Annotated in this window: 20 protein-coding genes and 2 pseudogenes; 12 read left to right on the forward strand and 10 right to left on the reverse strand. The window is 72.5% G+C overall.

Annotation, left to right across the window (positions count from 1 at the left end; genetic code table 11):
- Window positions 1-102 precede the first annotated feature (102 nt).
- Window positions 103-264, forward strand: coding sequence for a hypothetical protein (locus tag Plo01_RS32255; RefSeq protein WP_203894530.1), 162 nt, complete (start codon window positions 103-105; stop codon window positions 262-264).
- Window positions 265-434: 170 nt separating this feature from the next.
- Window positions 435-1,478 carry a Gfo/Idh/MocA family protein gene (locus Plo01_RS32260; protein ID WP_239317487.1) on the forward strand — a complete coding sequence of 348 codons (1,044 nt, stop codon included), beginning with the start codon at window positions 435-437 and terminating at the stop codon, window positions 1,476-1,478.
- A 53-nt stretch (window positions 1,479-1,531) separates the two neighbouring features.
- On the opposite strand, the gene Plo01_RS32265 is transcribed toward Plo01_RS32260, so the two are convergent.
- Window positions 1,532-2,494 carry an acetylxylan esterase gene (locus tag Plo01_RS32265; RefSeq protein ID WP_203894532.1) on the reverse strand — a complete coding sequence of 321 codons (963 nt, stop codon included), beginning with the start codon at window positions 2,492-2,494 and terminating at the stop codon, window positions 1,532-1,534.
- 338 nt (window positions 2,495-2,832) lie between these two features.
- Between Plo01_RS32265 and Plo01_RS32270 the strand changes: the two genes are divergently transcribed.
- From Plo01_RS32270 to Plo01_RS32300, 7 genes are all read left to right on the forward strand, one after another.
- Window positions 2,833-4,788 carry a beta-galactosidase gene (locus tag Plo01_RS32270; RefSeq protein ID WP_203894533.1) on the forward strand — a complete coding sequence of 652 codons (1,956 nt, stop codon included), beginning with the start codon at window positions 2,833-2,835 and terminating at the stop codon, window positions 4,786-4,788.
- 160 nt (window positions 4,789-4,948) lie between these two features.
- The gene (locus Plo01_RS32275) at window positions 4,949-5,587 is read left to right on the forward strand and encodes a DUF1961 family protein (RefSeq protein WP_203894534.1); all 639 of its coding nucleotides are present in this window, start codon (window positions 4,949-4,951) and stop codon (window positions 5,585-5,587) included.
- Window positions 5,584-6,207: a YesL family protein gene (locus Plo01_RS32280; RefSeq protein ID WP_203894535.1), complete on the forward strand. Its 624-nt coding sequence runs from the start codon at window positions 5,584-5,586 to the stop codon at window positions 6,205-6,207. The genes Plo01_RS32275 and Plo01_RS32280 overlap by 4 nt, the downstream gene beginning before the upstream one ends.
- A complete protein-coding gene (locus tag Plo01_RS32285; RefSeq protein ID WP_239317489.1) occupies window positions 6,204-7,754 on the forward strand; it encodes an extracellular solute-binding protein in 1,551 nt (516 codons plus the stop codon). Before Plo01_RS32280 ends, Plo01_RS32285 begins: the two co-directional genes overlap by 4 nt.
- Window positions 7,755-7,811: 57 nt before the next feature.
- Window positions 7,812-8,783: an ABC transporter permease gene (locus Plo01_RS32290; protein WP_203894536.1), complete on the forward strand. Its 972-nt coding sequence runs from the start codon at window positions 7,812-7,814 to the stop codon at window positions 8,781-8,783.
- 13 nt (window positions 8,784-8,796) lie between these two features.
- Window positions 8,797-9,672, forward strand: coding sequence for a carbohydrate ABC transporter permease (locus Plo01_RS32295; protein WP_203894537.1), 876 nt, complete (start codon window positions 8,797-8,799; stop codon window positions 9,670-9,672).
- On the forward strand, window positions 9,669-12,416 hold the full coding sequence (locus Plo01_RS32300; protein WP_239317491.1) for an exo-rhamnogalacturonan lyase family protein: 2,748 nt from the start codon (window positions 9,669-9,671) through the stop codon (window positions 12,414-12,416). Before Plo01_RS32295 ends, Plo01_RS32300 begins: the two co-directional genes overlap by 4 nt.
- Before the next feature lie 123 nt (window positions 12,417-12,539).
- Here Plo01_RS32300 and arfA read toward each other — a convergent pair whose 3' ends face one another.
- From arfA to mads6, 7 genes and pseudogenes are all read right to left on the reverse strand, one after another.
- The gene (gene arfA, locus Plo01_RS32305) at window positions 12,540-14,060 is read right to left on the reverse strand and encodes an arabinosylfuranosidase ArfA (protein ID WP_203894538.1); all 1,521 of its coding nucleotides are present in this window, start codon (window positions 14,058-14,060) and stop codon (window positions 12,540-12,542) included.
- Between the two features lie 195 nt (window positions 14,061-14,255).
- Window positions 14,256-14,468: a hypothetical protein gene (locus tag Plo01_RS40630; RefSeq protein ID WP_239317493.1), complete on the reverse strand. Its 213-nt coding sequence runs from the start codon at window positions 14,466-14,468 to the stop codon at window positions 14,256-14,258.
- Window positions 14,469-14,646: 178 nt separating this feature from the next.
- A pseudogene (locus Plo01_RS41440) lies at window positions 14,647-14,874 on the reverse strand (hypothetical protein); the annotation flags it as partial.
- Window positions 14,875-14,980: 106 nt separating this feature from the next.
- Window positions 14,981-16,195: pseudogene (locus Plo01_RS32310) on the reverse strand (sulfatase-like hydrolase/transferase); the annotation flags it as partial.
- Window positions 16,196-16,263: 68 nt separating this feature from the next.
- Window positions 16,264-17,166, reverse strand: coding sequence for a TauD/TfdA dioxygenase family protein (locus Plo01_RS32315; protein ID WP_203894539.1), 903 nt, complete (start codon window positions 17,164-17,166; stop codon window positions 16,264-16,266).
- Window positions 17,167-17,198: 32 nt separating this feature from the next.
- Complete coding sequence (locus Plo01_RS41445) at window positions 17,199-17,285, reverse strand: putative leader peptide (RefSeq protein WP_373871745.1); 87 nt, start codon at window positions 17,283-17,285, stop codon at window positions 17,199-17,201.
- A 98-nt stretch (window positions 17,286-17,383) separates the two neighbouring features.
- On the reverse strand, window positions 17,384-18,901 hold the full coding sequence (gene mads6 / locus Plo01_RS32320) for a methylation-associated defense system protein kinase MAD6 (protein ID WP_203894540.1): 1,518 nt from the start codon (window positions 18,899-18,901) through the stop codon (window positions 17,384-17,386).
- A 245-nt stretch (window positions 18,902-19,146) separates the two neighbouring features.
- Here mads6 and Plo01_RS32325 point away from each other — a divergent pair, with 245 nt between their 5' ends.
- The gene (locus tag Plo01_RS32325; protein WP_203894541.1) at window positions 19,147-21,093 is read left to right on the forward strand and encodes an ABC1 kinase family protein; all 1,947 of its coding nucleotides are present in this window, start codon (window positions 19,147-19,149) and stop codon (window positions 21,091-21,093) included.
- Between the two features lie 27 nt (window positions 21,094-21,120).
- Here the strand turns inward: Plo01_RS32325 and Plo01_RS32330 are convergent, their stop codons facing one another.
- Window positions 21,121-21,786 carry a response regulator gene (locus tag Plo01_RS32330; protein ID WP_203894542.1) on the reverse strand — a complete coding sequence of 222 codons (666 nt, stop codon included), beginning with the start codon at window positions 21,784-21,786 and terminating at the stop codon, window positions 21,121-21,123.
- Between the two features lie 35 nt (window positions 21,787-21,821).
- Window positions 21,822-23,021 carry a sensor histidine kinase gene (locus tag Plo01_RS32335; protein ID WP_203894543.1) on the reverse strand — a complete coding sequence of 400 codons (1,200 nt, stop codon included), beginning with the start codon at window positions 23,019-23,021 and terminating at the stop codon, window positions 21,822-21,824.
- Window positions 23,022-23,557: 536 nt separating this feature from the next.
- On the opposite strand from Plo01_RS32335, the gene Plo01_RS32340 reads away from it, so the two are divergent.
- Both Plo01_RS32340 and Plo01_RS32345 read left to right on the forward strand, forming a co-directional pair.
- Window positions 23,558-23,959 (forward strand): phage holin family protein, encoded by a 402-nt coding sequence (locus tag Plo01_RS32340; RefSeq protein WP_203894544.1) that lies wholly within the window; start codon window positions 23,558-23,560, stop codon window positions 23,957-23,959.
- The gene (locus tag Plo01_RS32345) at window positions 23,956-24,786 is read left to right on the forward strand and encodes a DUF3618 domain-containing protein (protein ID WP_203894545.1); all 831 of its coding nucleotides are present in this window, start codon (window positions 23,956-23,958) and stop codon (window positions 24,784-24,786) included. Before Plo01_RS32340 ends, Plo01_RS32345 begins: the two co-directional genes overlap by 4 nt.
- Window positions 24,787-24,823 lie beyond the last annotated feature (37 nt).

Genomic DNA, 24,823 nt, shown 5'->3' on the forward strand with positions numbered 1-24,823 from the left:
GCGCGCCGTACCAGCGCAACCGTACCGGCACGCCCCGCCGCACCGGCAGATTGGACCGGGATCGGCGGGGTAGCGGTTCCTTCCCGGAACGATGGAGGAGACATGGCATCGCTGATATCCCGCCTTCGCGCCTACCTGAGCACGCCGCAGGGGCGCAGGAACGTCGAGAAGGCCAAGGCCATGGCGCGCGACCCGCGCAACCAGCAGAAGGCCCGGAGCCTCCTGGCCAGGCTGAGGGGGAAGCGGACCCGGCCCCGTTACTGACCGGCTCCGGCCGCGGTCGGGGACCGCGGCCACGAGCCGTTCTTAAAACGTATCAATCAAATAGGAGTCAGCCTGTAGGGGCGACGGGCAAGATGGCGTTAACATCCCAGAACGAAGCGGGCGGGAGGCCCGCACTCTGAGAAAAAACGTTCTAGATGTTAGGTCATCCTATGATCCGAGCCGCAATCGTGGGGGCGGGCGCCATCGCCGCGCACGGCCACGTGCCCGCCGTGCGGGCGCACCGCTCCCGCGTCGAGCTGGTGGCCGTCGTCGACGTGGACGAGGCCGGGGCCCGCGCCTTCGCGGCCGAGCACGGTGTGCCGGCCGCCTACGCCGGCCTGGCCGCGATGCTCGACGCCGAGCGGCCCGATCTGGTGTTCGTCTGCACCCCGTCGCACCTGCACGCCGACCAGGTGATCGCGTGCCTGGAGGCGGGGGCGTGGGTGTGGTGCGAGAAGCCGCTGTGCCGGTCGCTGGCGGAGTACGACAGGATCGAGGCGGCCGAGGGCGCCGCGGGGCCGTACGCCGCGGTCGTCTACCAGCAGCGCTTCGGCTCGGGCGCCGGGCACCTGCGCGAGCTGGCGGCGGCGGGGGCGCTGGGCCGCCCGCTGGTGTCGCAGTGCGTCACGGCCTGGTACCGCGACCACGACTACTACGCGGTGCCGTACCGCGGCCGGTGGGACACCGAGGGCGGCGGCACCACCCTGATGCACGGCATCCACCAGATCGACCTGATGCTCTCGGTGCTCGGCGACTGGGCGGAGGTCCGCGCGATGGCCGGACGGCTGGACCGGCGCGTCGAGACCGAAGACGTCTCGATGGCCGCGGTGCGCTTCGACGGCGGCGCGATGGCGAGCGTGCTCACCAGCGTCCTCTCCCCGCGCGAGGAGAGCTACCTGCGCTTCGACTTCGCCGGGGGCACGGTCGAGCTGCGCCACCTGTACGGCCACCGCAACGAGAACTGGAGCTCCACCTCGCCGCTGTGGAACCCGCCCCACGACGTGCCGAGCGGGCACGAGGCGCAGCTCGGCCCGCTGCTCGACGCCTTCGAGCGGGGGGAGCGGCCGCTCGCGAGCGGTCCCGACGGCCGGCGCGCGATGGAGTTCGCCACCGCGCTGTACGCCTCGGCCATCACCGCCCGCCCCGTCCGCAGGGGGGAGATCACTCCGGACAGCCCGTTCTACCGCCGGCTCGACGGCGGCCGGGGCCTGTAGGCGGGGCCCCGGGCCCGTGAGACCCGGGCGGGGACCCGGGTCCCCGCCGGACCTCAGCGCAGCCCGGCGGCCACGGCGAGCTGCTCGGCCACCTGCGCCGAGCCGCCGCCCTCGTGGGCGTTGTACGGCCAGACGCGGATGTCCTTGGGCCCGGCGTAGTGGTTGTAGGCGGCGAACACCGTCGAGGGCGGGGTGATCCCGTCGCGCAGGGCGACGGAGAACAGCGCGGGGGTCGTGCTGCGCGCGGCGAAGTTCACCCCGTCGAAGTAGTCCAGGGTGGCGAAGACCTCCTCCACCCGGTGCCGCTGGGCGGTGAAGAACCGGGCCAGCTCCGCGTACGGCTCGGAGTCGGTGATCTCGGTGGCGTGCCGGATGTGGGTCATGAACGGCACGTCGATGAAGGCGTGCAGCAGGTCCGGCACGAGCGCGCTGACCGCCATCGCGATGCCGCCGCCCTGGCTGCCGCCGGAGACGACGATCCGGGAGGCGTCCACCAGGGGGTGGGAGCGGGCGGCCTCCACGGCGCGCACGGCGTCGGTGTAGAGCCGCCGGTAGTAGTAGTCGTCGGGCGACGAGACGCCCTGGGTGAGCCGACCCGGCGCGGAGGGGTTGCCGGCGGCGGCCGGGTCGGGCGTGTCGCCGTGCCGGGAACCGGAGCCCTGGCCGCGTGAGTCCATCACGAACGTGGCCCATCCCGCGCTCGGCCAGAGCAGCCAGTCGTGCGGGAAGCCGCGCCCGCCGTTGTAGCCGATGTACTGCACCACGCACGGCAGCGGCCCGGTCTCCCGGGCCGGGGTCAGCAGCCAGCCGCGGACGGGGTGGCCGCCGTAGCCGGCGAAGGTCGCATCGGAGCAGCGCACCTCGGCCAGACCGGTCTCCACCTCGGTGAAGACGGCGCCGAGATCATGCTTGCGGGCCTCGGTCAGGGTCCGCTCCCAGAACTCGGCGAAGTCCGCGGGCTCCCGGCGGGCCGGGAGATACTCGCGGAGCTGGTCGAGCGGCATGTCTACGAACAAGATGATCTCCTCGGAAGATGCTTCCGGATTGAAACGTTCTTCTCCGGAGGCCGCCGGAAGAAGGTCCGGCAGTTCCGCGGTCGGTAACGTTCAGGTAATCCGGGTGGGGGCGGGGGCGCGCGGGCGGGTCCGCGGGGAATGGGTTCTACCTGCGGAAACCGTCTCCGGCGCAGCCCTATTCTGACGGCTCGGCCCGCTCTCCGCCACCGGGCGATGCGGAATGGGTCTTGTGCGGCAGGTAGAGAAACGTTTTAATCCCCGGTAAAGCAGACGTAACGCACCCATGTTAACGATCACAGCGGGTGGTGCTCTCCGATGTGAAGGGGGGTGGGCGCAACATGAGCGGCGGGATCGCCTACGGCGGGGACTGGAACCCGGAGCAGTGGCCCGAGGAGACGTGGACCGAGGACGTCGCGCTGATGCGCGAGGCCGGTGTCACGCGGGTCAGCGTCGGGATCTTCTCCTGGGCGCTGCTGGAGCCGGCCGAGGGCGTCTACGACTTCGGCTGGTTCGACCGGGCGCTGGACCTGCTGGCCGGCGCGGGCGTCGAGGCGTGCCTGGCCACCCCGACCGCCGCGCCGCCGCCGTGGTTCGGCCACGCCCACCCCGAGGCCCTGCCGGTCGACGCCGACGGGCGGCGGCTGCACCACGGCAGCCGCCAGGGCTTCTGCCCCAGCTCGCCGGTCTACCGGGACAAGGCCCTGGAGATCGCCGAGCGGGTCGCGCGGCGCTACGCCGGGCACCCGGCGCTGGCCATGTGGCACGTGCACAACGAGTACGGCTGCCACAACGCCCGCTGCTACTGCGACACCTCCGCCGCGGCGTTCCGCGACTGGCTGCGCGGGCGTCACGGCACCCTGGAGGCGCTCAACGACGCCTGGGGGACGGCGTTCTGGTCCCAGCGCTACGGCGACTGGGAGCAGATCCTGCCGCCCCGGGCCACCCCGTCCTTCACCAACCCCGGCCAGCAGCTCGACTTCCGCCGCTTCAGCTCCGACGCGCTGGTCGAGCTCTACACGGCGGAACGGGACCTGCTGAAGAAGATCACCCCGGAGGTCCCGGTCACCACGAACCTGATGGCCGGGGCGCACATGGACATGGACTGCCGGTCCTTCGCCGCCGAGGTGGACGTGGTCGCCACCGACCACTATCTGATCGGCGAGCGCGAGGAGCCGCACGTCGACCTGGCCTTCGCCGCCGACTACGCCCGCTCCCTGAACGGGGGCCGCCCGTGGCTGCTGATGGAGCACTCCACCAGCGCGGTCAACTGGCAGCCCCGCAACTTCGCCAAGACCCCCGGCGAGCTGCGCCGCAACTCCCTGGCCCATCTGGCCAGGGGAGCCGACGCGATCATGTTCTTCCAGTGGCGGGCCTCGCGCGCCGGGGCCGAGAAGTGGCACTCGGCGATGCTGCCGCACGCCGGCACCGGGACCAAGATCTGGCGCGAGACGGCCGCGCTCGGCGCCGAGCTGGCCGGGCTCGCCGAGGTGGCCGGGAGCACGGTCCGCGCCGAGGCGGCGATCCTGTTCGACCACGCGAGCGTCTGGGCCCAGGACCATCCCGCCCAGCCCACCTGCGACATGGACCCGGTCGAGGAGGCCAAGCGCTGGCACGCCGCGCTCTGGCGGGCCGGGATCACCTGCGACCTGGCCCGCCCCGAGGGCGACCTGTCCGGCTACCGGCTGGTGCTGGTCCCCGCGCTCTACCTGGTGAGCGACGCCGGGGCGGCGAACCTGGAGGAGTTCGTCCGGCGGGGCGGGACCGCGGTGGCCGGGCCGTACAGCGGCATCGTCGACGAACACGACCGGGTGCGGCTCGGCGGCTACCCCGGAGCCTGGCGTGAGCTGCTCGGGGTGAACGTCGAGGAGTTCTTCCCGCTCCCGCCCGGCGGCACGCTGCGCCTGACCGGCGGCGGCACCGGCCGGGTCTGGAGCGAGGCGGCCCACGCGGTGACCGCCGAGGTCCTCGACTCCTACGCGGACGGGCCGCTGGCCGGCGCGCCCGCCTGGACCCGCAACGCCTGGGGCGGGGGGACGGCGCACTACGTGACCACCCGGCCCGACGACGCCACCCTGGCCGCCGTGCTCGCCGCCGCGTGCGCCGAGGCGGGGGTGGAACCGGTCGCCGAGGCGCCGGCCGGGGTCGAGGTCGTACGGCGGGCGCACGCCGGCGGCCCGTCCTACCTGTTCGTGATCAACCATACCGGCGACGACGCCGTGGTGACGGTGCCGGACGGCGAGTCCGTGCCCGTGCCGGCGGGCGGGGTCCGGATCGTCCGGGAGCCGGACGGCTGACCGATCGGGCATGACGCCCGGACCGCCCGGGGCACGCGGCCGGCCGGGCGGCCCGCCCTGTGAGAGGCACGCCCCCTCTCTCCTCAGCGGAGAGAGGGTGACGCACCGTATACGGGAAAGCGCTTACACGTAATGACGACCACTCAGGAAAGGCGACGGCATGCTGTACCGCAACCCCCTCGCCTCGCCCGCGGACCTCGACGGCTTCCGCATGGAGGGGGAGGGGGCGATCTCGTTCCCCCGGGGCAGGCTCCGGCTGGAGAGCCTGCGTCCCCCCGGGGACGGGCAGGACGCCAACATCGTCCTGTGGTGTCCCGAGGACTTCCCCGCGGACGTCACCGTCGAGTGGGACTTCTGGCCCGTCCACGAGCCGGGCCTGTGCATCCTGTTCTTCCACGCCCGGGGCAGGCGGGGTGAGGACCTGTTCGACCTCGCCCCGCGGACCGGCCCCTACGAGCAGTACCACCACGGCGACCTGGACGCCTACCACGTGTCCTACTTCCGCCGCATGTGGCCGTCCGAGCGCCGGCTGCACACCTGCAACCTGCGCAAGAGCCACGGCTTCCACCTCGTCGCGCAGGGCGCGGACCCGCTCCCGGCGGTGCTGGACGCCCAGGGCCCGTACCCGATGCGCCTGACCGTCCACCGGGGCGAGATCACCTTCGAGGTCGCCGATTTGGTCTCGTTCCGCTGGCGGGACGAGCGGCCGCTGTCCGGCGGGAAGATCGGTTTCCGGCAGATGGCCCCGATGATCGGAGAGTACGCGAACCTGCGGGTCACCCCCGGGGGTGACCGATGACCGCCTGGCCGATCAGGCTCTACGCGGCCTGCGACGAGCTGGTGTGGGCGGTCCGGCTCAACCTCGCCTGGATCGTGTTCACACTCGCCGGCGGGGTGGTCCTGGGCGTCGGGCCCGCGACCGTCGCGGCGTACACGCTGGCCCGGCGGCACGCGAGAGGCGAGGCGGTCCGGCTCTGGCCGGAGTTCGCGGGCGCCTACCGCCGGGAGTTCGCCCGCGGCTCGCTGCTGGTCCTGCCGCCGCTGGCGGTGGCGGGCGTGCTGTACGGCAACTACCTGTACTTCTCGGCCCTCGGGCTGGGGACGGCCCCGCCCGGGCTGGCGACGCTCGCGGGACTGGTCACGCTGGCGGCGGTCACGACCTACCTGCTGCCCATGTACGTCCACTACGACCTGCGGCCCCTGGCCTGCCTGCCGAGGGCGTCGCGGCTGGCCCTCGCGCGCCCGGCCTCCACGGTCCTGCTGCTCTTCGTCTTCACGGCGGTGGCGTTCGCCGCCGCGACCTTCCCGTTCCTGGCGCTGGCGCTGGCCGCCGGCGCCTGGATCCAGCTCGACACCTGGCTCTGTCTGCGTTTCTTCGCCGAGAACGAGGCGCATCTTCCCCCGAAAGGCACCCGATGAAAACCACCCCCCGCCGGCTGCTCGCCGGAACGGTCGCGCTGACAACCGCCCTCCTCGCCTCCGCCTGCGGCGGTGACGAGGGAGGGGGGCAGGCGACGAGCAACGAGCTGACCATGATGGTCCCGCTGTTCGGCACCGCCCCCGACCCCAAGGGCGAGGTGCAGCAGGCGGTCGAGAAGCTCCTCGGCAAGAAGCTCAAGATCACCTGGGTGCCCAACGCCGAGTACCAGGACAAGACCAACGTGACGCTCGCCTCGGACACGATCCCGCAGGTCATGGTGGTCCAAGGCAAGATCCCCTCGTTCGTCCAGGCCGCGCAGGCCGGGGCGTTCTGGGAGCTCACCGACAAGCTGGACAAGTACCCGAACCTGAAGGCCAAGTCCGAGCAGGCCGAGCGGAACGCCTCCATCAACGGCAAGGTCTACGGCATCTACCGGGTCCGCCCGCTGCTCCGCTCGGCCGTGCTGTACCGCAAGGACTGGCTGGACAAGCTCGGCCTGAAGGTCCCGGAGACCGTGGACGACCTTTACGAGGTCGCCAAGGCCTTCACCGAGAAGGACCCGGACGGCAACGGCAAGAAGGACACCTACGGGCTCATCATCCCCAAGTGGCCCACCCCGGTCTTCTGCAGCTCCAGCCCGTACAACGTGATCGAGACCTGGTTCGGCGCCCCGAACTGCTACGGCGACCGCGGCGGCAGGCTCGTGCCCGCCTTCGACACCGAGGAGTTCTACACCGCCAACCGGTGGCTGAAGAAGATGGTCGAGGAGGGCCTGGTCAACCCGGACTTCGCCACCCTCGACTCGGGCAAGTGGAACGACCCGTTCTACCAGGGCAAGGGCGGCATCATCATCGACGTCAACGTCCGCGCCACCCAGATGTACGGCCTGCTCAAGGAGCAGGACCCGGAGAACTACGGCGACAAGCTCGCGATGGGCGGCAACCTCAAGCGCTCCGACGGCCAGAAGTTCTCCTACCCCTTCGACGGCTACAACGGCTTCCTGGCCGTCTCCAAGCAGAGCGTGCGCACCGAGGCCGAGCTCGACGAGGTGCTGAAGACCCTGGACAAGCTGGCCACCAAGGAGGGCCAGACCCTGCTGGCCAACGGCATCGAGGGCCGCAACTTCAAGCTGGAGAACGGCCACGACGTGCCGATCGGCGACGACGACCCCGCGGTCAAGACCATCAACAACGACGTCGACTTCGCCTTCATCCAGCTCGGCACCTGGGCCACCATCGGCATGGGCGTCTACGACGCGATGCCGGCCAGCGAGGCCGAGCGGGAGAACCTCCGGCTGCGCAAGGAGCTGACGGAGCTCGACCTGCAGACGGCGGTGCACAATCCGACCCTGCCGATCGTCTCGCCCACCTACGTCAGCAAGGGCGCGACCCTCGACCCCATCGTCTCCGACGCCCGGGTCAAGTTCCTGGCCGGTGAGATCACCGAGGAGCAGCTCCGCGCCGAGATCAAGCGCTGGCACGAGAGCGGCGGCGACCAGGTCATCACCGAGATCAACGACCTGCACGCCAAGCTCGGCGGCAGCTGACCCGACCTTGACGGGGCCCGGCGCCGGCGCCGGGCCCCCTCCCGAGAGGAGGCCGCGATGGCCACCGACCTGGCGCCGCCTCCCGTGAAGGCGGTCCCCGAGCCCGGGCGCGGCTCCGAGAAGGTGCCGATCCGCACCGCGTTGCGGCGCTACCGCTGGTTGTACCTGATGCTCATCCCGGGACTGGCCTACTTCGCGGTCTTCAAGTACCTGCCGATGTACGGCCTGACGATCGCCTTCCAGGACTTCGTGCCGTTCCTCGGCTACTCGGGCAGCGAATGGGTCGGCTTCAAGCACTTCGAGGACCTGTTCACCGGGCCCGACTTCGGCCGCCTGCTCTCCAACACGCTGATCCTCGCGCTGCTGACGGTGATCTTCGTCTTCCCGGCGCCGATCATCGTCGCGCTGATGCTGAACGAACTCCGGGTCAACGTGCTCAAACGCTCCGTCCAGTCCCTGATCTACATCCCGCACTTCCTGTCCTGGACGATCGTCGCCTCCCTGACGTACCTGCTGTTCGCGGTGGACTTCGGAGTGATCGCGAACTTCATCCAGGGCGTGCTCGGCGGCCCCAGGACCGACTACGTCGCGCAGGCGGACTGGTTCCGGCCGATCATCATCATGCAGACGCTCTGGAAGGCGACCGGCTGGGGCACGATCATCTACCTGGCGGCGCTGGCCGGCGTGGACCCGAACCTGTACGAGGCGGCCCGGATGGACGGCGCCGGGCGCTGGCGGCAGTTCTGGCACATCACGCTGCCCGCCATCCGCCCCACGATCGTGGTCATGGCCATCCTGACCTCGGGCAACCTGCTCGACTCCAGCTTCGAGCAGATCTGGCTGATGACGAACTCGCTGAACCGCTCGGTCGCCGACGTGTTCGACAGCTACGTCTACTACGTCGGCATCACCCAGGGCGCCTTCAGCTACTCCACCGCCGTCGGCCTGTTCAAGGGCCTGGCCGGCGTCGTCCTGATCTTCGGCTCCAACTGGCTGGCCAAGCGCCTGGGCCAGCGCGGACTGTTCTAAGGGAGCGCCCGGCATGTCGGTCAACCACTACAAGTCCCTCGGCAGCCGCGTGTTCGACACGCTCAACATCGTGCTGCTCACCGGCCTGGCCCTGATCACGGTGCTGCCGCTGCTCTACGTCCTGGCCGGGTCGTTCGCCACCGAGTCGGAGATCGCCACGCGGCCGTTCTTCCTCTGGCCGGAGAAGTTCGTCACCGACACCTACGAGTACATCTTCGGCACCGGCACCTTCGTCCGCGCCCTGATCACCACGGTCTGCGTGACGGCGGTGGGCACGGTGGTCCAGGTCATGCTGACCTTCACCATGGCCTACCCGCTGGCCAAACGCTATCTGCCGGGCCGCGCTCTGGTGCTGAACCTGGTCATCTTCACACTGGTGTTCAGCGGCGGCATGGTCCCCACCTACCTGGTGGTGCGCGACCTGGGGCTGCTCGACAGCTACTGGGCGCTGATCCTGCCGCTGGCGATCAACCCGTTCTACCTGATCATCGTGAAGAGTTTCTTCCAGGAGCTGCCGCAGGCGCTGGAGGAGGCGGCGCGCATCGACGGCTGCAGCGAGATGGGCGTCTTCTTCAGGATCGTTCTCCCGCTCTCCAAGCCGATCATCGCCACGTTCTCGCTGTTCTACGCGGTGGGCATCTGGAACGACTACGTCTCGCCGCTGCTGTACATCGACGACTCCAGCAAGTGGACGCTCCAGGTGCTGGTCCGCCAGCTCACCAGCGCCGACGCGGAGAACGCCCTCGCCCAGCTCGACTCGGTCTTCTTCCCGGCGGAGGGCCTGAAGTTCGCGGTCATCGTCATCGCGACGCTGCCGATCCTGCTCTTCTACCCGTTCCTGCAGAAGTACTTCGCCAAGGGCGTGCTGATCGGATCGGTGAAGGAGTGACGGCCGAGGAGGCGACCGGAGAGGGGATGCCCGGAGAGGCCGCGGCCGGAGACGTCGGGGCCGGGGCGGTGACGGTGCTGCGCTGGCTGGAGCGGCCGTGCCGCCAGGGGGTGACGTGGGGCGTTCCCTGGCCGCGCGGCGCCGTACGGCCCGGCACCCCCTTCGCGCTCGCCGGCGGCGTCCCCGTGCAGAGCTGGACCACCGCCACCTGGCCCGACGGCTCGGTCAAGTGGTCGGCCCACGCCATCGGCCCGCAGGCCGCGCCCGCCGGCTCCTACGAGCTGATCCCCGGCGCCGGACCCGCCGCGCCGCAGGAGCCGGTGACGGTCACCCGCGACGGCGACGTGCTCCGGGTCTCCACCGGACCGGTCGCCTGGGCCCTCTCCGGGACAGATCTGATCACGTCCGTCACGTACGGCGGCGCCGAGATCGCACGCGAGGTGCGCCTGGTCAGCCTGCGCCAGGACACCCCCGACGAGGACGGCTCGCGCGTCCGCGAGCCGTACACGGGGAGGATCTCGCGGATCGTCGTCGAGCAGGACGGCCCGGTCCGCGCGGTCGTGCGGCTGGAGGGACGGCACGTCCCGGACCGGGGCCCCGCGGGGGACGCCGGGAAGGACGCGGGGGAGACACTCGGGAAGGGCCTGGGGGAAGCGCTCGGCAAGGACGCGGGGGAGGCCGCCGGAGAGGACGCGTCCTGGCTGCCGTTCACCGTGCGCCTGTACTTCTACGCCGGGGCGGCGGACGTGCGCGTCGTGCACTCCTTCGTCTGGGACGGCGACGCCTCCCGCGACTTCCTCGCCGGGCTGGGCCTGCGGGCGCGGGTGGTCATGCGCGACGCGCTCCACGACCGGCACGTCCGGCTGGCCGGCGCGGAGGGCTTCCTCACCGAGGCCGTCCGGGGACTGACCGGCCTGCGCCGCGACCCGGGCGAGGCCGTACGGCGGGCGCAGGCCGAGGGCCGTCCGGTCGGCGAGATCGGTGACCCCGAGGTGGCCGGGCGCCTGCACCTGATCCCGGCCTGGAACGACTACACCCTCGATCAGGGCAGCGCCGACGGCTTCACCCTGCGCAAGCGCACCGCGCCCGGCCACGCCTGGGTCACCGTCCCGGCGGGCACGCGGTCGCGGGGGTACGGCTACGTCGGCGGCGCCGGCGGCGGCCTGGGCTTCGGGCTGCGCGACTTCTGGCGGCTGCACCCCACCCGGCTCGACATCCGAGGCGCCGCCACCGACCTGGCCACGGCCGTCGTCTGGCTCTGGTCGCCCGGCGCCCCGCCCATGGACCTGCGCTTCTGGCACGACGGGATGGGCCAGGACACCCACGCCGGGCAGCTCGAAGGACTGGAGATCACCTACGAGGACCATGAGCCCGGCTTCGGCGACCCGCACGGCGTCGCCCGCACCCACGAGCTGACCCTGCGGGCCTGCCCGGCCACCCCGCCCGCCGCCGAGCTGGCCGAGTACGCCGCCCTGCTGGAGAGCCCCGGCCTGCTGACCGTCACCCCCGGGCGGATGCGGATGGCGGGCGTGTTCGGCACCTGGTCGCCGCCCGACCGGTCCGTCCCGGCCGCCGCGGCGATCGAGGACCGGCTGGACTTCCTGTCGGACTTCTACGCGCGCCAGCGCGAGGAGCGCCGCTGGTACGGGTTCTGGGACTACGGCGACGTCATGCACGCCTACGACCCCGACCGGCACACCTGGCGCTACGACGTCGGCGGCTACGCCTGGGACAACTCCGAGCTCTCGCCGGACCTGTGGCTGTGGTACCAGTATCTGCGCACCGGGCGGGCCGACGTCTTCCGCCTGGCCGAGGCGATGACCCGGCACACCGGCGAGGTGGACGTCTACCACCTGGGCCGGTGGAAGGGCCTGGGCTCCCGGCACAACGTGCAGCACTGGGGGTGCAGCTGCAAACAGCTGCGCGTCTCCAACGCCGCCTACCGGCGCTTCCTCTACTACCTGACCGCCGACGAGCGCACCGGGGACCTGCTCGACGAGCTGGCCGCGCCCGAGGAGACGTTCCTCGCCCTCGACCCGCTGCGCAAGGTCCGCCGGGACGTCTACACCCCCGACCCGGCAGCCCTCTCGGTGGGCCTGGGCGTGGACTGGGGGGCGCTGGCCGCAGCCTGGCTCACCCGCTGGGAGCGGCACGGCGACGAGCGGGCCCGGGACCGGCTGCTGGGCACGATGGCCGGCATCGGGGCGCTGCCGTACGGCTTCCTCACCGGTGAGGCCCGCCTGGACCTGGTCACCGGCCGGTTCGACACCACCCGGGAGGCCGTCGACGTCTCCCACCTGTCGGCGCTGTTCGGGCTCCCGGAGATCTGCGCCGAGCTGATCGACCTGGAGCTGGGCGTGCCCGGCTTCGAGCGGGCCTGGCTGGACTACTGCCGGCTCTACCTGGCCCCCGCCGAGCGGCAGGCCGCCGAGGTCGGCCGGGCACTCAGCGGCATCTCGATGATCCAGGCGCACAGCAGGCTCGCCGCCTACGCCGCCGCCCGCACCGGCGACGCGGAGCTCGCCCGGCTCGCCTGGCGGAAGTTCTTCCACGACGAGGGCGACCAGCTCAACGTCAACCCGCTGCAGCGGGAGCCCGGCTGGCGGCTGACCGAGGTGCGCGGCCCGGCCGTGCTCATGCCGGTCACCGAGGCCCCGTTCGTCTCCACCAACGACGCCGCCCAGTACGGCCTGGCCGCCATCCAGAACCTCGCCCTCGTCGGGGACGAGCTCGCCACGACGTGACCCCGGCCGGCTGCGGGGAGCGGACCCCGCTCCCCGCACGCTGGACCCCGGCCGGTCCGGGGCACGGATGCCGTCCCCGCGGTCCCGACCGGGCCGCGGGGACGGTCTTCCACCGGTCCGCGATCAGCGGCCGAGGCGGATGACGTTCCAGGACAGGGGCGGGAGCACGGCCCGGAGCCGGCCGCCGTCCACCGCGGCCGCGTCGGCCCCCTCCAGCGGGCGGGGCCGTACCCGGTCGGGGTTCTCGCGGGTGTTCTTCGCGTGCCGGTCGTCGTCGGCGAGCACCTCGTGGGAGAGCACCCGGAGCCCGTCCGGGGCGTCCGGGGTGTTCAGGGCACGCACGTCCGCGGTCAGCTCCATCGGCCCGTCCAGCGCGCGGTTGACAGCGAAGACGGTGACCGTGCCGCTCTCCGCGTCCCGCACGGCCGTCGCGTGCAGCAGCGGTGTCTCGCCGTAGGCGGCGGTCTCGACGGTCGGGGAGACGGGCTCGACCCGCAGCACCTCGCCCCGGCCGTACCGGGCGGCCTGGGCGAACGGGTGGAAGGTCGCCTGGCGCCAGGCGGGGCCGCCGGGCTCGGTCATGATGGGCGCGATCACGTTGACCAGCTGGGCCTGGCAGGCGATCTTGACCCGGTCCGCGTGCCGGAGCAGGGCGATCAGCATGCCGCCCACGGCGACCGCGTCGGTGAGCGAGTAGGTGTTCTCCAGCAGCCGGGGCGCGCGCTCCCAGGGCTGGGCCTCCTCCTCCATCGGCTTCATGTACCAGACGTTCCACTCGTCGAACGACAGGTTGATCCGCTTGCGCCGCTTCAGCTTCGCCCGCACGTGGTCGCAGGTGGCCACCACGTCCTCGATGAAGTCCTCCATGGCCGAGCCGGAGGCGAGGAAGCTGGCCGGGTCGTCGTTCTCCTCGCGGTAGTAGGCGTGCAGCGACACGTGGTCGACGTCGTCGTAGGCGGCCGTCAGGACCTCCTCCTCCCACGCGCCGAAGGTCGGCATGCTGTGGTGGGAGCTGCCGCAGGCCACCAGTTCGAGACCCGGGTCGATCATCCGCATGGCGCGGGCGGTGGCCGCGGCCAGCTTGCCGTAGTCGGCGGCGGGCCGGTGCCCGATCTGCCAGGAGCCGTCCATCTCGTTGCCCAGGCACCACATCCGGATGCCGTACGGCTCGGCGTCGCCGTGCTCGGCCCGCAGGTCCGACAGGTGGGTGCCGCCCGGGTGGTTGGCGTACTCCAGCAGGTCGCAGGCCTCCTGCACGCCGCGGGTGCCGAGGTTGACCGCCATCATCGGCTCGATCCCGGCCGCGCGCGCCCAGGCCGCGAACTCGCCCAGGCCGAACTCGTTGGTCTCGACCGACCGCCAGGCGGGCTCCAGCCGGGCCCGCCGGACCGGGCCGACGCCGTCCTCCCAGCGGTGGCCGGAGACGAAGTTGCCGCCCGGGTAGCGCACGACCGTGACGCCCATCTCGCGCACCAGGTCCAGCACGTCGCGGCGGAAGCCGTTATCGTCGGCGGCGGGGTGGCCGGGTTCGTGGACGCCGGTGTAGACGCAGCGGCCCAGGTGCTCGACGAACGAGCCGAACAGCCGGGGATCGACGGCGCCGACGGAGAAGGCGGGGTCGAGGGTGAAGGAGGCGCGGTGCATGGACGCCCTTCCGGGAGGGGGTTCAGTGACATCGCTGATTAAAACGTGTCATGAACTTATGTGCCATACCGGGAGGAGAATCGCCTTGCCGAGGGATGTATACGGCATTGGGGCGAGGCCGGATGGACTACTCCTTCCCGAAAATTCTTAAAACGTTTTGAGGAAAACGGGCTCCCGCGCCGGGTGCCCGTCCCCTCAGTCGTACGACTCGGCCGCCGCGCGCAGGGCGGCCAGAACCTCCCGCGGATCGTAGTCGGCGGGCTCGCCCGGCAGATAGGTGACCGAGATCAGGTCGCCGCTGTAGGGGAAGGCGCCGTGACGCTCGTAGACGGGCCAGGAGACGGGGGAGCGGCGGTCGATCCCGACGTCGATCCCCTCCATGGGGGCCAGGCCGATCAGCATCTGCACGCCGTCCAGGCGGGCGGGCCGTCCACAGGTAGCCGGTGCCGTCGTCGAGGGGGAACACCTGGTTGTCCCAGGCCGCCCGCTCCCAGGCCGCGGCCAGCTCCCCGACCAGCTCCGGCCGGTCGGCGGCGAGGTCGCGGGTCTCGGTGGGATCGGTGCGCAGGTCGTACAGTTCCCAGGGGTCCTCGTCGTGCGGGCGGCCGGGCCGGTGCAGGGTGACCAGCTTCCAGCCGTCGCGGTAGAAGGCCCGGTTGCCGGTCATCTCGGCGTACTGCTCGGCGTGCGTGCTCGGCGCGGCCGGGTCTGTCAGGGCGTCGGAGAAGGAGTTCCCGTCGAGTGGGACGGCCTCCTTGCCCCGCCATTCCCGCGGCCGGGTCACCCCGGCCAGCTCCAGCAGGGTGGGCAGCACGTCGGTGACGTACTGGTAGCGCGTGCGCAGGCCCGTCCCCGCGTGCTCCGGCCAGGCCCCGGGGCCAGGAGAGCACGAACGGCACGCGCACGCCGCCGGCGTGGGTGGTTCCCTTGTAGAGCCGGAACGGCGTGTTGGAGGCCATGCCCCAGCCGCGGGGGTAGTGGACCATCGTCTGCGGCCCGCCGATCAGCTCCGGGTCGCGGGGCACGTCGAGCGTCCAGTCGCCGGGCAGGTTCGCCCGCCGGCCGAACTGCTTGAAGTACGACCGGGTGCCGCGCACCCCGCCCTCGCCGGTGCCGCCGTTGTCGGAGGTGAAGATCACGATGGTGTCGTCCAGCTCGCCGTACCGTTCGATCACCGAGAGCAGGCGGCCCAGGTTCTGGTCGACGTTGTCGACCATCGCGGCGTAGACCTCCTGGTAGCGCGCGAACAGCTCGCGCTCCTCCTGCGGGAGGGAGTCCCAGGCGGGCACGTCGTGGAACTGCTCGGAGTTGCGCGGCGGCAGGGCCGTGCCCTGCGGGAACAGGCCCCCGGCGAGCTGGCGGGCGAAGCGATCCTCGCGCGGCGTGTCCCACCCCGCGGCGTACTTCCCCCGGTACTTCGCGATGTCGGCGGGCTTGGCTTGGAGCGGTCCGTGCACCGCCGGGTGGGCGAGGTAGAGGAAGTACGGCTTGCGCGCGTCGTGCGCCCGCAGCGCCTTGATCATCCCGATGGCCTGGTCGGTGAGGTCGTCGGTGAGGTAGTAGCCCTCGGGATAGGCGTCGATCTCGACGGGGGAGTTGTCGCGGACCAGCCGGTGCGGGTGATGCAGGCCGGTCAGCCCTTCGAGGATGCCGTAGAAGCGGTCGAACCCCTTCTGCGTCGGCCACGAGGAGCGGGGCGCGCCGTCGTTCATGGTGGCGTCCTTGGTGAGGTGCCACTTGCCGACCGCGAAGGTGGCGTATCCGGCCTCGCGCAGGGTCTCCGGGAGGGTCGGCACGTCGTCGGCGATCTCGAAGGTGTAGCCGGGGAAACCCGGGTCGGCGTTGGCGGCGAAGGCGTACCCGGCCCGGTGGTGGTTGAGTCCGGTCAGCAGCGAGGCGCGTGAGGGGGAGCAGAGCGGAGTCGTGTGGTAGTTGGTGAACCGCAGGCCGGAGGCGGCCAGCCGGTCCAGCGTGGGGGTCTCGATCTCCGATCCGAACGGCCCGACGTCGGCGAAGCCCATGTCGTCGAGGAGGACCACGACGATGTTCGGCGCGCCCTCGGGGGCGCGGACCGGCTCGGGCCACCACGGGGCGGAGTCGGCCACCGTACGGCCGAGGCGTCCTGCGAAGCTCATGATGTCGTCCCTGGGAGCGTGAGGGAGGCCCCGGCCGCCTCGGGCGGCCGGGGCGGGGCGGTCACGGGTCAGGCGGCGACGGGGGAGTAGGCGGCGGCGTCACCGGCCAGCACGGAGCTGGGCCTGCCGTCCACGCCCACCGGGACGTCGCCGGCGATGGTGACGCGGTGCAGGCGGCGCGGCCGGTCGCCGAAGTCGTGCACGACCCGGTGCTGGGTGGCCCGGTTGTCCCAGACGGCCACGTCGCCCGGGGCCCACCGCCAGCGCACGGTGTTCTCCACCGCCGTGACCTCGTCCTGGACCAGCCGGATGATCGAGGCCGAGGTCGAGGCGGACAGGCCGGCCAGCCGCCGGGCGAAGTCGCCCAGCAGGATCGAGCGCTCCCCGGTCTCGGGGTGCACCCGCACCACGGGGTGCTCGGTCTCGAAGACGGTGGAGGCGAAGACCTCGGCGTGCGCCCGGGCCCGCTCCGGGTTCTCCGCGGCGGCGACGCGGGCGTAGTCGAACTGGTTGGTGTGCACGGCGCGCAGCCGGTCCACCAGGTCGCGCAGCTCGGCGGGGAGGTATTCGTAGGCGGTCACGGTGTTGGCCCACAGCGTGTCGCCGCCCGCCGGGGGGACGGTGATCGCGCGCAGCACGGAGGCGGCGGGCGGCCGGTCGACGAAGGTGACGTCGGTGTGCCAGCGGTCGACCTTCTGGCCGCCGCTGTAGTCGAGGTCGAGGATGTGGGCGTTGCGGTCGAGGGCGGGCACGGTCGGGTGGGCGGTGGTCAGCTCGCCGAGCAGCCGGGCGAAGGCCGTCTGGCCGTCCTCGTCGAGGTGCTCCTGGCCGCGGAAGAAGACCACTTTGTGGGTGAGCAGGGCCAGGCGGATCTCGGCGACCACGTTGGCGGGCAGGTCGCCGCCGAGCCGCACGCCGGCGATCTCGGCGCCGATCCGGCCGGTGATGGGGGCGATGGACAGAGAGGTCATGGCTGGTGGGTCCTTCCAGAGAGGGGTGGGGGCTACGGCTGGAAGGGGCGACACAGCGCGCTGGCCACGCGGCAGAGATCCACGTGACCGCGGGTGATCAGGGGGACCGCGTTCGTCACGCTCCCAACGTAGATCGGGCGGGGAGTAAAGTCAACACAATTGGTAGGTAATTAGGGTTTTATGGGAGCGGCGGGCGGCCGTCTCCGGAAGGGAGCCGTCAGTCGTTGCCCGAGATGCGGCGGAAGACCTTGCGGAACCTGTCCAGGCGGCCGGGCTCCCGCTGCGCGGACGGCTCCGGCGCGGGGTCGGCCGGGACCGGAGCCGCGAACTGGGGCGGGATCGGAGCCGCGAACTGGGGCGGGACCGGGGACAGGCCGTCGCGGGCCCGGAGCAGGGCGGTGAGGGCCTCGGCCGCGGAGGGCCGCTTGGCGGGCGTGACGTCGCGCATGCGGCGCAGCAGGTCCATCACCTCGGGCGCGACGCCGTCCGCCGCCTCGGCGCCCGCGGCGGGCTCGGCGTCCGGGCCCGCCGGCGGCAGGGAGCCGGTCAGCAGCTGGAAGGCGATCACTCCGGCCGCGTAGACGTCGGAGGCCGTCGTCATCAGGTCGGGCCGGGCCTGGCACTCGGGAGCCACGTAGTGGGTGTCGAGCACGTTGGGCAGCTCGTTGGCCACCGTGTGGAGGCGGGTCCCCGGCTTGGCGTAGTCGAAGCCGGTCAGCATCGCGTGGCCGCCCTCGACCACCAGCACGCAGGCGGGGGTGAGCGCCCGGTGGATGACGTTGTTGGCGTGGACGTGGGCGAGGCCGTGCAGCATGTCCTCCACCACGGCGAGCCGCGCCCGCGGCGGGAGCGCGTGCCGTCCCGGGCGGGAGGGCAGGTGCAGGTGCAGCGCCTGGCCGTGCACGTCGTCCAGGACGAGCACGAACCGGCTCTCGTCGTCGACGGCGAAGAAGTCGCGGGAGCGGACGACGCAGGGGTGCGGCGGGATCCTGGTCAGGGACTGGTAGGCGTTGGTGATCAGCCGCCGCTCGGCCTCCCGCGGCCCCTCCTCGGCCAGCGGGTCGGCCCGGTACACCCGCAGCAGAACGGTCTCGCCGCCGCGGACCGTCGCGTTGACCGCGCGGTACTCGGTGACCCGGGCGTCGCCGCCGAGCTCCTCCTCGACCTCCCAGTTGCCGAACCGGGGCGGCGTGGTCGAGCGCCGCACGCTGCCGTTCAGCGCCTCGATGATCGCGGTCCGGTACGGTCCGACGTCGGTGGTGTAGCCGCGCCGTACCCGCGAGGCGTCGCTCAGCGTGCCGATCAGGCCCGCCAGGTCGGTGACGTGCCGGGAGTCGCGCCCGGCCGGGTCGACCAGCTCGGCGTCCGGCCCGGTCAGCACGACGACGCTGTCGACGTAGACGCGGTCCAGCTCGCCGCGCTCGCGCACGAGCACGCCCTTGAGCGCCCGCCCGTTGCCCCGCAGCTTGCTCACCGGGGACCCGAACGCGCTGCGCCGCGCGGGGAACCAGCGGGTCCCCGACACCTCGATCCGGCCGCGCGTCCCCTTGACGTCGATGACGCACAACGAGTGGCCGGTCAGCACGACCAGATCGACCTCGAAGACGTCGTCGTCCCTCGGGACCTCGATGTTGTGCAGCAGCAGCCAGTCGCCGGGCGCGTTGTCCCGCAGGTGCGCGATGACCCGTCGCTCGGCGTCGTTGACCGGGCGTCCGCCACCGACGATCTGTGCCATCCGAGCGCGCCGCCTCTCTAACGGACCCCAGGGGCCTCGCGATCCTCAACAGAACAAGGGTCTCATCCTCGCGGGAATTCCGCCGGGACGCGAATGATCTAGGGTGGGTCCGCTGGATCTCGGCCGTCGCGGACGGCCGTCCGGGCGTCGCGTGGAGATCCGGGGATCCGGTCGCGCGGAGATCCGAAGATCCACGAGACCTGCCCGGTCTGTCCGCCCTCACCCCTCGATCGGACGGGATGCCCATGGAGTTCATGCTGACGGTCGTCCTGCTGGTGACGGTCGCCGTGGTGCTGACCGTGTTCGCGGTGGCCGCCCGGAGGCTGCTCGACCTGCGGTTCGGGCTGGTCCGCACGCTGCTGGCCGGGGCTCTCGTGCTCGCCATCGGCGGACCGCTCATGCGCGCGTTCAGCGGGGCCGTCGATCCGGGCGACTCCGGCATCACCCCGCTGTGGTTCCTCATCCTGGCGGTCGTCTGCGCGCTGCTGGCCGGGATGGTGTTCCTGGTGGTGGCCGAGGCGCTGGCGCCGCCCGGATCGATCCCCGGGCCGCTGGAACTGGTCAGGGGAACGCGCCGGCGGCTGGTCAGGTCGCGCCGCTACCTGGCGATCACCCGGATCCTGGTCCGGCACGGCCTCGGCCCCTACCTCCGCGGCCGGGACCCCGCCCTCGGCGGCCCCTCCAGCCGGGCGCGGCTGGCCAGGTCGCTGCGCGAGGCCCTGGACGACGGCGGCGTCACCTTCGTCAAGCTCGGCCAGATCCTGTCCACCCGGAGCGATCTGCTGCCGCCGGAGTTCGTCGAGGAGCTGCGGCTGCTGCAGGACCGGGTGGCCGCCGCCCCGTGGACGGAGGTCGAGCCGGTGCTCGCCGCCGAGCTCGGCGGGCCGGTGGCCGAGGTGTTCGCCGCGTTCGATCGGGAGCCCCTCGCGGCGGCCTCGATCGCGCAGGTCTACCGGGCGCGGCTGAAGACCGGTGAGGACGTGGTGGTCAAGGTCCAGCGGCCGGGGATCGCCGAGGTGGTGGAGCGGGACCTCGACATCGTGGCCCGCCTGGCCCGGTCGCTGGAGCGGCGGACCCGCTGGGGCCGCACGCTCGGCGTGACCGGGCTCTCCCGGGGGTTCGCCGAGGCGCTCCGGGAGGAGCTCGACTTCCGCGTCGAGAGCGCCAACATGGCCGCCGTGGCCGCGGCCTCCGCGGGCGAGCCGGTCCGGGTCCCCGCGCCCCGCCCCGAGCTGTCCGGGCGGCGGGTGCTCGTCATGGAACGGCTGGAGGGGGTCTCCCTCGGCGGCGCCGTACCGGAGGGGACCGACCGGGAGGGGCTCGCCGGGACCCTGTTCGACACGCTGCTCCGCCAGATCATGCTGCACGGGGTCTTCCACGCCGACCCCCACCCGGGCAACATCATGCTGCTCGCCGACGGCGGCCTGGCCATGCTGGACTTCGGCTCGGTCGGCCGGCTCGACGCCTCGTTGCGCGAGGCGCTGCAGCGCCTGCTGCTGGCGATGGACCGGGGCGACCCGCTGGGCGTGAGCGACGCGCTGCTGGAGGTGGTGTCGCGGCCCGAGGAGATCGACGAGCGCGGGCTGGAGCGCGAGCTCGGCCGTTTCATGGCCCGGCACCTGGTCGCCGGCGCCGCCTCGGACGCGCAGATGTTCGGCCACCTGTTCCGGATCGTCTCCGGGCGCGGGCTGTCCGTCCCGCCCGAGGTGGCGGCGGTGTTCCGGGCGCTGGCGACGCTCGAGGGCACCCTGGCGCGGCTGGCGCCCGGCTTCGACATCCTCGCGGAGGCGCGGTCCTTCTCCGCCCGGCACGTCGCCGAGCGGAGCGGTCCCGAGCGGATCCGGGAGGCGGTCATGGCGGAGGCGCTGGGCCTGCTGCCCATGATGCGCCGGCTGCCCCGCCGGGTGGAGCGGATCGCCGACGCGGCCGAGCACGGCCGGTTCGGCGTGAACGTGCGGCTGTTCGCCGACGAACGCGACCGGCGGCACGTCACCGGGCTCCTCCACCAGGTGCTCCTGACCGTCCTGGCGGCCACCACGGGGATCATGGCCGTGCTCCTGCTCGGCGCCGACAACGGCCCGGCCGTCACCGCCAGCGTCGGTCTCTTCCAGCTGATCGGCTACAACCTGCTGCTGGTCAGCGCGATCCTGGGCCTGCGGGTGCTGGTGGTGATCTTCCGGGCGGGCCGCTGAGCCCCGGGCCGCCGGCCGGGCCCCGGGTCACCGGCGGCGGGGGCTGACCAGGCCGGTCTCGTAGGCCAGGGCGACCGCCTGGGCGCGGCTGGACAGGCCCAGCTTGGCCATCGCCCGGTTGAGGTGGGTCTTGACCGTCGCCTCGCTCACGCACAGCTCGTCGGCGATCTCCCCGTTGGACAGCGCGCGGCCCACCATGCGCAGCACCTCGACCTCCCGGGAGGTGAGCGCGTCGAGGCCGGCGTCCGGGACGGCGGCGGAGCCGCGGCCGCTGGTGTAGGCCTCGACGAGGCGGCGGGTCACGGTGGGGGCGAACAACATGTCGCCGGCGGCGATCGTGCGGACCGCCGCGATCAGCCGCTCCGGCGGGGTGTCCTTGAGCAGGAAACCCGAGGCCCCGGCGCGGAGCGCGTCGTAGACGTACTCGTCCAGGTCGAAGGTGGTCAGGATCAGCACCTTCGGCGGCACGGGCCCGGCCGCGGCGAGGATGCGCCCGGTCGCCGCGATGCCGTTCACCTCCGGCATCCGCACGTCCATCAGGATCACGTCGGGCCGTACGGCGGCCGCCAGCGCGACGGCCTCCTCGCCCCCGGACGCCTCGCCCACGACCTCCAGGTCCGAGGTGGCCCGGATCAGCGCCGCGAAACCGGCCCGCACCAGTACCTGGTCGTCCACGACCAGTACCTTGATCATCGATCCCTCGCTCACCGTTCCGTCCGCCGGGCCGCTCACCGGGTGCGGGACCCGCCCTTCACCGGCGACAGCGGCAGTGTGGCCGACACCTCGAACCCGCCCTGCGGGAGCGGCCCGGAGATCACCGCCCCGCGGTAGAGCTTGACGCGCTCGCGCATTCCGATCAAGCCGTGCCCGCCCTCGCCGGACTGCCGCGAGCCGGATCCGTCGTCGGTGACGGTGACGCGCAGCTCCTCGCCGCCGTAGTGCAGCCGGACCGTCGCGCGGGCCGGGAGCGCGTGCTTGATCACATTGGTGAGGCCCTCCTGCGCCACCCGGTACGCGCACAACTCGACCCCGGGGTTGAGCGGCCGGACGCTCCCGGTCACCTCCACGTCGACCGGGACCCCGGCGGCGCGGACGCGCTCGACGAGCTGGCCGAGCTGCCCCAGCCCCGGGGTGGGGTCGTAGGTGCCGTCCTCCCTGGTGGGCCGGTCCAGGCGGAGCACGGCCAGCAGCCGCCGCATCTCCTCCAGCGCCTCGTGGCTGGTGTCGGCGACCGTCGCCAGCGCCGTCCTGGCCGTGCCCGGGTCGCTGGAGAACACGTAGCGGGCCAGCCCGGCCTGCACCGAGATCACCGACATGTGGTGGGCGACGATGTCGTGCAGCTCGCCGGCGATGCGCACCCGCTCCTCGGTCACCGCCCGCCGGGCCCGGTCCTCCTGGTCCTGCCGGAGCCGCTCGGTGAGCTCGGCCAGGCGCCGGTTGCGCTCGGCCAGCCTGCGGGTGCCGAGGCCGAACGTGCAGGTGGCGCCGACGACCGCCAGGCCCTGGAGGCCGTTGAGCAGCGCCATGCCGTCCTGCGCGGTGGCGGCGGCCCACCACCACACCGCCGTCGCGACCACGGCTCCGGTCAGTATGGCCGGGAGCGGGCGCAGGGCGGCGACGCTGTAGAGGGCGAACATGGGGGCGAAGTTGTTCACCTCGGGCAGGTAGCCGAGCGCGTGGTGGCAGATCGAGGCGGTGCCGCAGGCCAGGAGCACCGTCAGCGGGGCCTTCCTGCGCACGGCGACCGGTAGATTGGCCAGGCAGGTCAGCAGGGCGGAGGCCGTGTCGGACTCCCGCCACAGGCCGCTCCGGTCGGTCAGCTCCCAGGCCAGCGTGATCGCGGTGAGCGCGACGGCGAACGCCGTGTCCACGGCCAGGGGACTGACCTTCATCACCCGGCTCACCAGCGCCGTCATTCTCGCCCGCACCTGCGCATGGTAGCCAGCCGGATCCGGTTCCCTCATCGGTTGGGCGGTTGAGCGCGCATACCGCGGAAGTTGTACGGCGGGGCCGCGCCTACCGCACCGGTTACGGCCGAATCAGACTCCCGAGCGATGCGTGGCCGGCGACCGCGGCCTAGCGTGGTGTCCCGCAGCCGCAGCGGGTGAGACGGCGGCCGTGATGTCCTCGTCCGGGCCTCCGGCGCCGCGCACGGGGCGCCGGAGGCCCGGACGGGGGCGACCTCCGGGCGCGTGAACGCGGGGCGGGACCTCGCCGCCACGCTCTACGGCGGTGGCCGGGGCCGGTGGGGAGACCCGGCTCCGGCCGCCCGGCCTTCTGGGCGGACCCGGCTCCGGCAGTCTGGCCCGGCGCCTCGGACCCCTTTCCGGCCACGCCGGGTCATCCCGTTTTCCCGCCTCCGCCCTTCCCGCTCCCGCCGGGCCGGGGCCGCTCCCGCGGGGCCCCGGGGGTTTGCCGTGGCCAGAGCGGGTAGACGCCTACTTCTGTAGGGAGGAGGCATGTCATGACGCACAGTACGAAGGAGCACCTCTCCACCGCCGAGCTGATCCGGCAGGTCTCGGAAGAGGTATCCCGTCTGGTCAGGGACGAGCTTCGGCTGGCCAAGATCGAGCTCGCGGAGAAGGGGAAACACGCGGGCATCGGAGCGGGACTGTTCGGCGGAGCCGGGGTCGTGGCCCTGTTCGGCGGCGGCTCGATGGTGGCCGCCGTGATCCTGCTGCTCGCCCTGGTGATGCCCGCCTGGGCCGCCGCGGCGGTCGTGGGCGCGGTGCTGCTCCTCGCGGCCGCGGTCCTCGGGTTCATGGGCAAGCGCCAGGTGGCCGAGATGGGCTCGCCGACTCCTGAGCGGACCATCCAGAGCGTCAAGAGCGACATCAACGCCGTGAAGGAAAGAGCACACCGATGACCGAGAGCGACCCGGGCAGGCACGACCGGGATCTGACGGAAGCGGGGACGGCCGGCGCTCGCCGGCAGGAGATCGGCACGCCCGTCTCCGATGACGAGCGCGGTTCCCTGAACATGCCGCCCCACGATCCGGCCATGACGTCCACCGGCGCCGCCGGGTCCGCCGGGCCTGCCGGTCCCACGGGGACTCTCGCCGCCGCCGGGCCCACCGGGTCCGCCGGGGCCGGGACACCGGGCGACGACTCCGGCTTCTCGCCGGGGCAGAGCGGCGGGACGTCCCGGCCGGCCGGGGCCGTGCCCGCGGGGATGACGGTGGAGGAGGCCGTACGGCGGGACATCGAGGAGACCCGCCGCGAGCTGGGCGACACCGTGGAGGCGCTGATGCACAAGACCGACGTGAAGAGCCGCGTCCAGCACACCGCCGCCAGCATGGGCGACCAGCTCAAGGAGCGCGTCCAGCACACCGCCGCGAGCGTGGGCGACGACATCAAGCGCATGGGCACGGCCACCAGCGCCACCGCCACCGGTCTCGTGGACCGGGTCAAGGGAGCCGCTCCCGAGATGATGGACAAGGTCAGGGACGCCACGCCCGCCGAGGTCAGGCACGCGGCGGGGCGGGTCTCGGCCGAGGCGGGCAAGCGGCCCGTCGCCACCATGGCGGTGGCGGGCGCGCTCGCGCTGCTCGTGATCCGCGCCCTGCGCCGCCGGAGGATGCACGGCGCCGCCGACAATCCGCGCTCCGTCCTCCGGATGGTCCGCGGCGCCGCCCGCAACCCGCGGGCCGCCCTCAGCCCGCGCACCCCCTTGCGGATCCGGAGGGTCCGGTAGGCGGGGGAACCCGACGGGTTCGCCAAAGGAATCCGTA

It is taken from the genome of Planobispora longispora (assembly GCF_016863135.1).
Lineage (GTDB): Bacteria > Actinomycetota > Actinomycetes > Streptosporangiales > Streptosporangiaceae > Planobispora > Planobispora longispora.